The sequence below is a fragment of the Allocoleopsis sp. genome (assembly GCF_036703385.1).
Taxonomy (GTDB): Bacteria; Cyanobacteriota; Cyanobacteriia; order Cyanobacteriales; family Coleofasciculaceae; genus Allocoleopsis.
This window is the reverse complement of record NZ_DATNPA010000014.1, coordinates 21,309-28,435: the sequence shown is the minus strand read 5'-3', so window position 1 is coordinate 28,435 and position 7,127 is coordinate 21,309. Positions and strand designations below refer to the sequence as shown.

7 protein-coding genes are annotated in these 7,127 nt (G+C 47.0%); 2 read left to right on the top strand and 5 right to left on the bottom strand.

The features are described from left to right. Positions 1-58 precede the first annotated feature (58 nt). The 4 genes from V6C93_RS00745 to V6C93_RS00730 are packed head-to-tail and all read right to left on the bottom strand — an operon-like array spanning position 59 to position 4,378. Entirely contained in the window at positions 59-712 is a 654-nt protein-coding gene (locus V6C93_RS00745; protein ID WP_333474723.1) for a restriction endonuclease subunit R, read from the bottom strand. A 53-nt stretch (positions 713-765) separates the two neighbouring features. Then, positions 766-1,638 carry a shikimate dehydrogenase gene (locus tag V6C93_RS00740; protein WP_333474722.1) on the bottom strand — a complete coding sequence of 291 codons (873 nt, stop codon included), beginning with the start codon at positions 1,636-1,638 and terminating at the stop codon, positions 766-768. Positions 1,639-1,643: 5 nt separating this feature from the next. Then, entirely contained in the window at positions 1,644-2,156 is a 513-nt protein-coding gene (locus V6C93_RS00735; protein ID WP_333474721.1) for a hypothetical protein, read from the bottom strand. After that, entirely contained in the window at positions 2,156-4,378 is a 2,223-nt protein-coding gene (locus V6C93_RS00730) for a cation:proton antiporter (RefSeq protein ID WP_333474720.1), read from the bottom strand. Before V6C93_RS00730 ends, V6C93_RS00735 begins: the two co-directional genes overlap by 1 nt. Before the next feature lie 253 nt (positions 4,379-4,631). On the opposite strand from V6C93_RS00730, the gene V6C93_RS00725 reads away from it, so the two are divergent. Next, the gene (locus V6C93_RS00725) at positions 4,632-6,068 is read left to right on the top strand and encodes a serine/threonine-protein kinase (RefSeq protein ID WP_333474719.1); all 1,437 of its coding nucleotides are present in this window, start codon (positions 4,632-4,634) and stop codon (positions 6,066-6,068) included. A 226-nt stretch (positions 6,069-6,294) separates the two neighbouring features. On the opposite strand, the gene V6C93_RS00720 is transcribed toward V6C93_RS00725, so the two are convergent. Beyond that, a complete protein-coding gene (locus V6C93_RS00720; protein WP_333474718.1) occupies positions 6,295-6,687 on the bottom strand; it encodes a hypothetical protein in 393 nt (130 codons plus the stop codon). Positions 6,688-6,915: 228 nt separating this feature from the next. Between V6C93_RS00720 and V6C93_RS00715 the strand changes: the two genes are divergently transcribed. Then, positions 6,916-7,071, top strand: a complete 156-nt coding sequence (locus tag V6C93_RS00715) for a hypothetical protein (RefSeq protein WP_333474717.1) — start codon at positions 6,916-6,918, stop codon at positions 7,069-7,071. Positions 7,072-7,127: the final 56 nt, after the last annotated feature.

Here is a 7,127-nt window from a genome sequence, read left to right as displayed (position 1 = left end):
TTTCAGTGGTAAAAGTACCAAATACGATTGATAATTAGAGTGGAAATATTGAGGTCGTTCACTCTGAAGACCCATTCTCACCAGAATTGTTAACCAATTGGCTCAAGCGCTTAAGAATTCTCAGCACTTCATACAATTCATTGCCAGGATTGCGAGTAATAAAAACCCTAGACAAAGCATATAGGGGAACTTCCCCTTTGACTAATTTGACAAAAACAAAACTTCCACCCGTGGTAATCATGCCAAAACTCGGTTTTTCAGGATGAGGATTGCCTAGCATATAAGCAATAATTTGGGCGAGTCCTTCTTCTATGGAAAATGCTGCTTTTTTGGACTCAACGACCATTACCCAAAGTTGGCCTTTTAAAACTAAAGTATCAATTTTTCCTTTAACAATAACCCCCTCATCGTCTGAGATAATATCAACAGACTCTTCTGATTTAACGTAAAAAGGCGCTAAATAAAAGTCTCCGATAAACAGAATGGGGTCTAGCACCGCCATTCTGACGACATCTTCTAGAAGGGGTGGGTAATTAAGTAAATTTACGAAACCTGACTTGACTTTGTCTAAAAGTTGTGAATCAAATGGGGTGAGTTCTGGTAAATTATCCTGCCACTCCCAGAAAAATTGTTCATCTTCAACTAGCTGAATACCAAATTTTACAATCAAGTCGCGCAACGTGATTTCTTTGGCTTGGAGAGTTTGAACCATAGTTGTTGGTTATTGTAATTTCAGTTTATTGGATAATATTTATCCACAACTTATTAAGTCAATAAACCCAAATGCTGCTGCAACGATCGCCGCATAATATCTACAGGTGGCGTTTGTTCTACCCAAATTTTTAAAGCAGTAGCGCCTTGCTGAACCAGCATTTCTAAACCATCGATCGCAACTGCACCCTGTTCTTTGGCTTGCTGCAAAAACTGCGTCGGGTTGGGGGTATAAATTAAGTCGTAGGCGATCGCATCTGGACGTAACAACTGCATGGCTGCGGCATCGAGGGGAGATTGTTCAACGTGAGGATACATCCCTACAGGCGTGCTATTAACGACCAAATCCGCTTGAGGCAATAACTCTGGTAGTTCCTCCCAACGGTGGATGTTGATCGTGACGGGTAGGAGTGCATTCATCCAACTTTGTTGAAATTGGCTTAACTTTTGCACATTGCGCCCCACAATGTGAATCTCATTACAACCGAGCTGAGTACAACCCACAACGACAGCGCGTGCTGCCCCACCATGTCCTAAAATGACGGGGGTGGTTTGACTCCAATCCCGGTTCAAGGCTTGCAAGGGTGCAACAAAGCCTTCTACATCCGTATTGGTACCACTCCATCCCTGTTCTGTGCGCCAAACGGTATTGACAGCTCCAGTCAGTTTAGCGATCGCAGAAACCTCTGACAACAGGGAGAGGATGGCTTGCTTGTGAGGAATGGTAACACTAAATCCTTGCACACCAATAGCCGCAAAAGCTGCGATCGCAACACCTAAATCCGCTGTTTTGATCGGGAAGGGCAGATAGACGTAATCTACTCCCATCTGGGCAATTGCAGCATTATGCATCACGGGGGAAAGGGAATGCTCAATGGGATGGCCAATCACCCCCAACAGTTTAGTTTTACCTGTAATTTGTTGCATTGACATTATTCCTGCGGCTTTTCCTTGGGTTCTTCTAACTCAGCTATAAATTCAGCCGTTGTTGCTGTTGAATTCAGGCTGATTTGACCTGTGAGGGTTTTTCCCTGGACGACGCCTTGAATATTAACGGATAGGGGATGTCCTGCCGCGTCTGCTTGCTGAGCCAGATTTTTACAGTTGCTAACAAAAGGAATTGGCCCGGATAAACTCAGCTTGGGATAACTCAGCTCTCCATTGAGAGAGGGTTTCTCTGCCGCGAGCGTTTCTAAGTGAGTATTTGATTGGGCAGGGAGTAAAGACGCGTTGAGGTAAATTCCAGATTGCTCAAGATTCAGCAACAAGGTATCCGATTTAAGGCAATCCGGTAAGTTTTGAGCGCTGATGCGATACCGACCCGTGATTTTAGGTGGTGCTTTAAGATTGGCCTTTCCGTATGCCGTGACCACGTTAAATAAAACTACAACAGCACCGATCGTTATCCCATAAAAGACCAATGATTTAAGCTTGAAATGACTCATTAGGCTTGGACTCCAGACTCATTTTGACCAATGGATGCTTCGCTATTGGACAGGGAAAGCACAGAGCTCAGGTGAGAGGTCACTTGAGAATAGCGACGGGTAATTAAGAGTGAGGAGCGGCACTCGATCGCTAATTCATCGGTATACCGTCCCAAGGTTTGACGCTCAATCCCCCAAGCGCGACTAGTACCAGCAATGGTGAGGTCAACTAAGCTAGATGCCTCAACGACGGCTTGAATCGGTTCCGGTGCTTCGATAATCTGAATATCAATGCGATCACGCACACTCAATGGTAATTGCTCCATCAGGGTGCGAAACTCGTAACTTAAATCCCTAAAGTCATCGTTCCCTTGCACCACACCTAAAACCGTAAGACTGCGATGCTCTCCATTGACCAGTAGTCTAAGCGCCAGTTCTAATCCCAAATCATCATGAGTACTAGCGGCATACGGCACCAACAACGTTTCTAAACGCTCTCGTCCTCGATCCACAAACACCGCCACATCTATCGGCGCTGTAGTCAGAATTTGCCCCACGCGCCCCCCTAAGCGGTTGGTACTAAACGCAGGGCGATGCCAACCCACTAGAATCAAATTGGCTCGATCCAGTTGAGCAATCTCTGCCGTTGCTCCTGCCACATCCTTGGCAATGCGAACAATGGGATGCACGGATTCGCGGGTTTCTGGAGGTTCTAAGGTTTGAATCAATTCCTCTAAGCGTGAACGGCGCTGTTGAATTAAGCGTTCTGCTTCAATGGGTGTATTTTCAAACAGATAGTCTTCTTCTAATTGAATCAGGCTGAGGGGATGAACCACGGCGGATTGCGTCGTGAAGCCGTGTCCGCGATCATTAGGTAACCCGGTTCCCGCAATGGCTACAGCAAGTTGTAATAACCCTTTCTGTGTTGTGGGATTCGCAACGGGTACAAGAATTCGATAAGCGGGTTCAAGGGTTGGCGAACTTGTTTCCACACCGGCTTCTGGTTCTGCTAAATCCAACCGAATTAGCTTTTTAGGATAAGTCCACTCCAACAATGGCGAGGTCATCACGGTTGTCACCAAGGCCATAATCACCAGCATGGTGAACAGTAAAGGGGAAATCACACCCAAGCTCAGACCAATGTTTAACACAATGAGTTCTGTTAAACCGCGAGTATTCATTAACCAACCCAAAGCAGAAGCTTCGCGGTTTTCAATACCACCGACACGAGCGGCTACATAGGTGCCAACATACTTGCCAAGAATTGCCACGGCGACCACAGAGGCACATAGCAACCAGAGTTCAGGACGATTGAGCAAGCCAATCTGGGTGCGTAGACCACTGTAGGCAAAAAAGATCGGTAGTAGAAAGGCGAGAACAAAGTCTTCGGTTTTCTGAGCCAACTCCCTGACCAATCCAGGATTTTTAGGCATTACCGCTCCCAAGAGGAATGCCCCAAAAATTAAGTGAATGCCAATCAGCTCAGTAATCAGGGCAGAAGCAACCACACCCATATAGATCCCCGCTAAAACGAGCTGAGTGAGGCGTCCCGTGAGGTTGTAGAAGCGGGACAGTCTCTCTAGAAACCAGCGCCCCGCTGTTAGCATGAACCCAATGTAGACTAGGGATTCTATAACGGTGGGCACTGCACCGATCATGCTGTTAGTACGAGTAACTGCGATCGCCAGTGCCAACAAACACCAAGCCGTAACATCATCCACCGCCGCACAAGTCAGCGCCAAAGTTCCTAAACGTGTACCTTGCAGGTTGTTTTCCGTAATAATCCGGGCTAAGACGGGAAAGGCTGTAATCGACAGTGCTGCGCCTAAAAATAAAGCAAAGGCGGTAAAGGCAACGCTACCGTTGGACACCAGGGGATAAAGCCATAATGCAATCAAACTTCCCAGAGAAAAGGGCACCAAAATACTGACGTGGGAGGTCAAAACAGCGATATCTAAGTTGCCCTTGAGATATTTTGGGTCTAGCTCTAGGCCAATCAGAAACATGAAGAAGATTAGCCCCACCTGAGACAGCACATTGAGGAAGGGAAGTGTCTCGGCAGGAAACAACGTCGTTGCCAAATTGGGAGCTAGTAAACCCAACAGAGATGGCCCCAGCATAATTCCAGCAATAATTTCACCAATTACCAAAGGTTGCTTCAGGACTCGGCACCCCAGACCCATGAGTCGGGAAAGCCCAATGATAATTAGTACTTGAACCAGAACGAGAACAACGGTATGCATAAACGTGCCTTGCCGGATGGCTCAATGGTAGAACTACATCCCTGTTGGGAAATCAGAACGTTAAGGCCGGACTAGCGATCGCAGCGATCGCATACTGTAAGGAAATAGCATACTTTACTCAAGATCGGTTCCGGTAGGTTCAGTTCATCATCGGTAATTGGATGAGATGGCTTACTAGGCGGTCAGGAACGGGACTGGCTAAGCTAGTAGTTATGCGGGAATCAATCAGCTGGTAACCCTTGAGAGTGGCTTCATGAATGCAATTGCTTGTACGAGCTGTGGGAAAGATAATCCCAGGAGTTCACGGTTTTGTTCTGGCTGCGGTGTCCCCATGCCCAAACCAAAGCTGAAATCCGTTGGCAAAAATTTGACTCCTGGAACGCGATTACGCGATCGCTATGTGATTGTGCATCCACTCGGTCAGGGAGGAATGGGTCGAACTTACCTTGCCGAAGATACGGGACGCTTTAACGAACGGGTCACGCTCAAAGAGCTGATGCCATTCCTGCAAGGAACTCAAGCACTTCAGAAAGCTGAGGAACTGTTTCAACGAGAAGCTGCCATTTTGTACAAGCTTTCATCACCCCAGATTCCCCGGTTCTGGGAATTTTTTCGGGAGGGAAAGCGGCTCTTTCTAGTCCAAGACTACATTGAGGGTAAAACTTACCACACTTTATTAGAAGAGCGAATGGCGATCGGGCAATACTTCAGCGAAGCCGAAATCGTCGAACTCTTGTGGCAACTGCTCGTTGTTTTAAGCTATCTCCACTCCTTGGGTATCATTCATCGCGATATCTCTCCTGACAATATCATCTGCCGTGCCTCAGATGGACTGCCGATTTTAATTGATTTAGGTGGGGTTGTCCAAATTCCCCTTGAAGTGGGTGAAACCGTTTCCCATACGCCCAATTCGGTCCCCTTTAGTAGTAAGACTCGTTTGGGGAAAATGGGTTATGCTCCCGATGAACAGATGCGCTTAGGAATCGTCGCGCCTCATAGCGATCTGTATGCCTTGGCTGTGACCGCACTGGTGTTAATGACTGGAAAACAGCCCCAAGAACTGATTGACCCCGATACACTTCACTGGATTTGGCAGCAGGAACTCAGCCTCAGTCCACGAGTGAGTTTTATGCTCAATCGTATGCTTGCGCCCAATCCTTCTGATCGTTTTCACTCCGCTGATGAAGTGGTGGAATACCTGTTAGCCACAGCATCACATGTCTCAGCCACCACCCAAATGATGAATACGATCGCGTTTATTCCAAAGGCAGCTAATTCCCGATCTAAGCCAGCTCATAATGGTTCTGGGAATCATGCAGGTCAAGGGCAGTTATTGGACTCCTCCGTCGCCGTGCCAGAGGAAATTCACGGCTGGAACTGGGGTGCCTTTTTCCTTCCTGGTTTGTGGTGTATCCCGAATCAAGTTTGGATTGGACTGATAGCCTGGAGTGATTTTTCTATCATTACCCTTCCCTTTACGATGGGGATGACTTGGCCGATGATGGCGATCATCTTAGGTGTCAAAGGCAATGAGTGGGCTTGGAAAAGCCGCCGTTGGAAGAGTGTGAAAGCGTTTAAACGCCATCAAAGGCTGTGGGCGATCGCAGGATTTTGCCTGGTGTTTATTTTGTTGCTTTCATTGCTGTTACTTGTAGCGATGATTGCCGTTTTGGGTATGTCCTTTTGGTAAAGATAATCTTTTAGGCTGGTCAACAAAACCAACTCTCTCAAATTACGATAACTAGTTAAACAACCTCTATCAAAATATCAAAATCTGATGGGGGTACTTTTGCGCAAAGAGTGTTTCCATCCCCTTGTGGGGGTCGGTCACAGTACCAGCAGTGAGGTTAGGGGGCGGAGGGAAGAGTGGCACGGTTTTAATTGGTCTCAGCCTGATTCCTTGTGTTGTATATTTCCTAACCCCTGCCAAAGAAGCGCTTGAGAGGGTTTGTGGCAATTTGCCCTAACCCTCGATATTTGTTTCGCTGAGCGGCTTGAACCGGGTCTGAATCAGTGAGAATTTGGGCAGCGTGTTCGCGAAGTTCGGTTCTGCGATCCTGATTCGTAGAAACCAATGTTGCGCCTGGATCACCTTTATCCGTTTGTGTATCAGATAGAGCTACCTGGTAAGCCTGATTTAAAGAAGGCAGGCTGGCTGCGATGGTAGGTAGTTCCACAATCCGAGCTTCCAAGTTCTGACCGATGGCATTGAGCTGCTTTTGTAGTCCCACTGGCAAAGATTCATCTTGCTTTTCAAGGGCACTCACAAAAGCTTGCAGGATTTTTTCTTGTTGAGGGTTTAGAGACATGATTGTAAAAAGTATTGAGAGTGAGGATAAAAAACGAGAAAAATTGAAAGGCTATTCTTTGATACTAGAAAACTTTGTGGGCTTTGCTCTTGAAGGGTGGCATAAATCCAACTTTGGGAATAAAGCGATTTGTTAGGTTGCAGTTTTTTGGCTTCGCCTTTCTTGAGCCGTAAGTACTGTCTCAACAAGGAAGAGGAATTCAGGAGGGATTGGCTTAGGGTCAAGGCGATGCCTAGAGTCAAACGCGATGGTCGGTGGGGACTGGGGTCAGATGCGACCGGATGCGAGAGCGATCAGCTACGCTGGTGCAATCATGCAATCGCGCCCCTCTACAATAAGTTGAGTAGATTGGGTGAGCGATCGCGCTCTACAACGATACGGTAGCCACTGGAGAAGATGACCGTCTAGCTATTACCAACCAAGCACTGAGACTGACATCT

What these genes read in the sequence shown, in the direction of transcription:
- V6C93_RS00745 (WP_333474723.1), bottom strand. Translation starts at nt 712, where the DNA reads ATGGTTCAAACTCTCCAAGCCAAAGAAATCACGTTGCGCGACTTGATT.
- V6C93_RS00740 (WP_333474722.1), bottom strand. Translation starts at nt 1,638, where the DNA reads ATGCAACAAATTACAGGTAAAACTAAACTGTTGGGGGTGATTGGCCAT.
- V6C93_RS00735 (WP_333474721.1), bottom strand. Translation starts at nt 2,156, where the DNA reads ATGAGTCATTTCAAGCTTAAATCATTGGTCTTTTATGGGATAACGATC.
- V6C93_RS00730 (WP_333474720.1), bottom strand. Translation starts at nt 4,378, where the DNA reads ATGCATACCGTTGTTCTCGTTCTGGTTCAAGTACTAATTATCATTGGG.
- V6C93_RS00725 (WP_333474719.1), top strand. Translation starts at nt 4,632, where the DNA reads ATGAATGCAATTGCTTGTACGAGCTGTGGGAAAGATAATCCCAGGAGT.
- V6C93_RS00720 (WP_333474718.1), bottom strand. Translation starts at nt 6,687, where the DNA reads ATGTCTCTAAACCCTCAACAAGAAAAAATCCTGCAAGCTTTTGTGAGT.
- V6C93_RS00715 (WP_333474717.1), top strand. Translation starts at nt 6,916, where the DNA reads ATGCCTAGAGTCAAACGCGATGGTCGGTGGGGACTGGGGTCAGATGCG.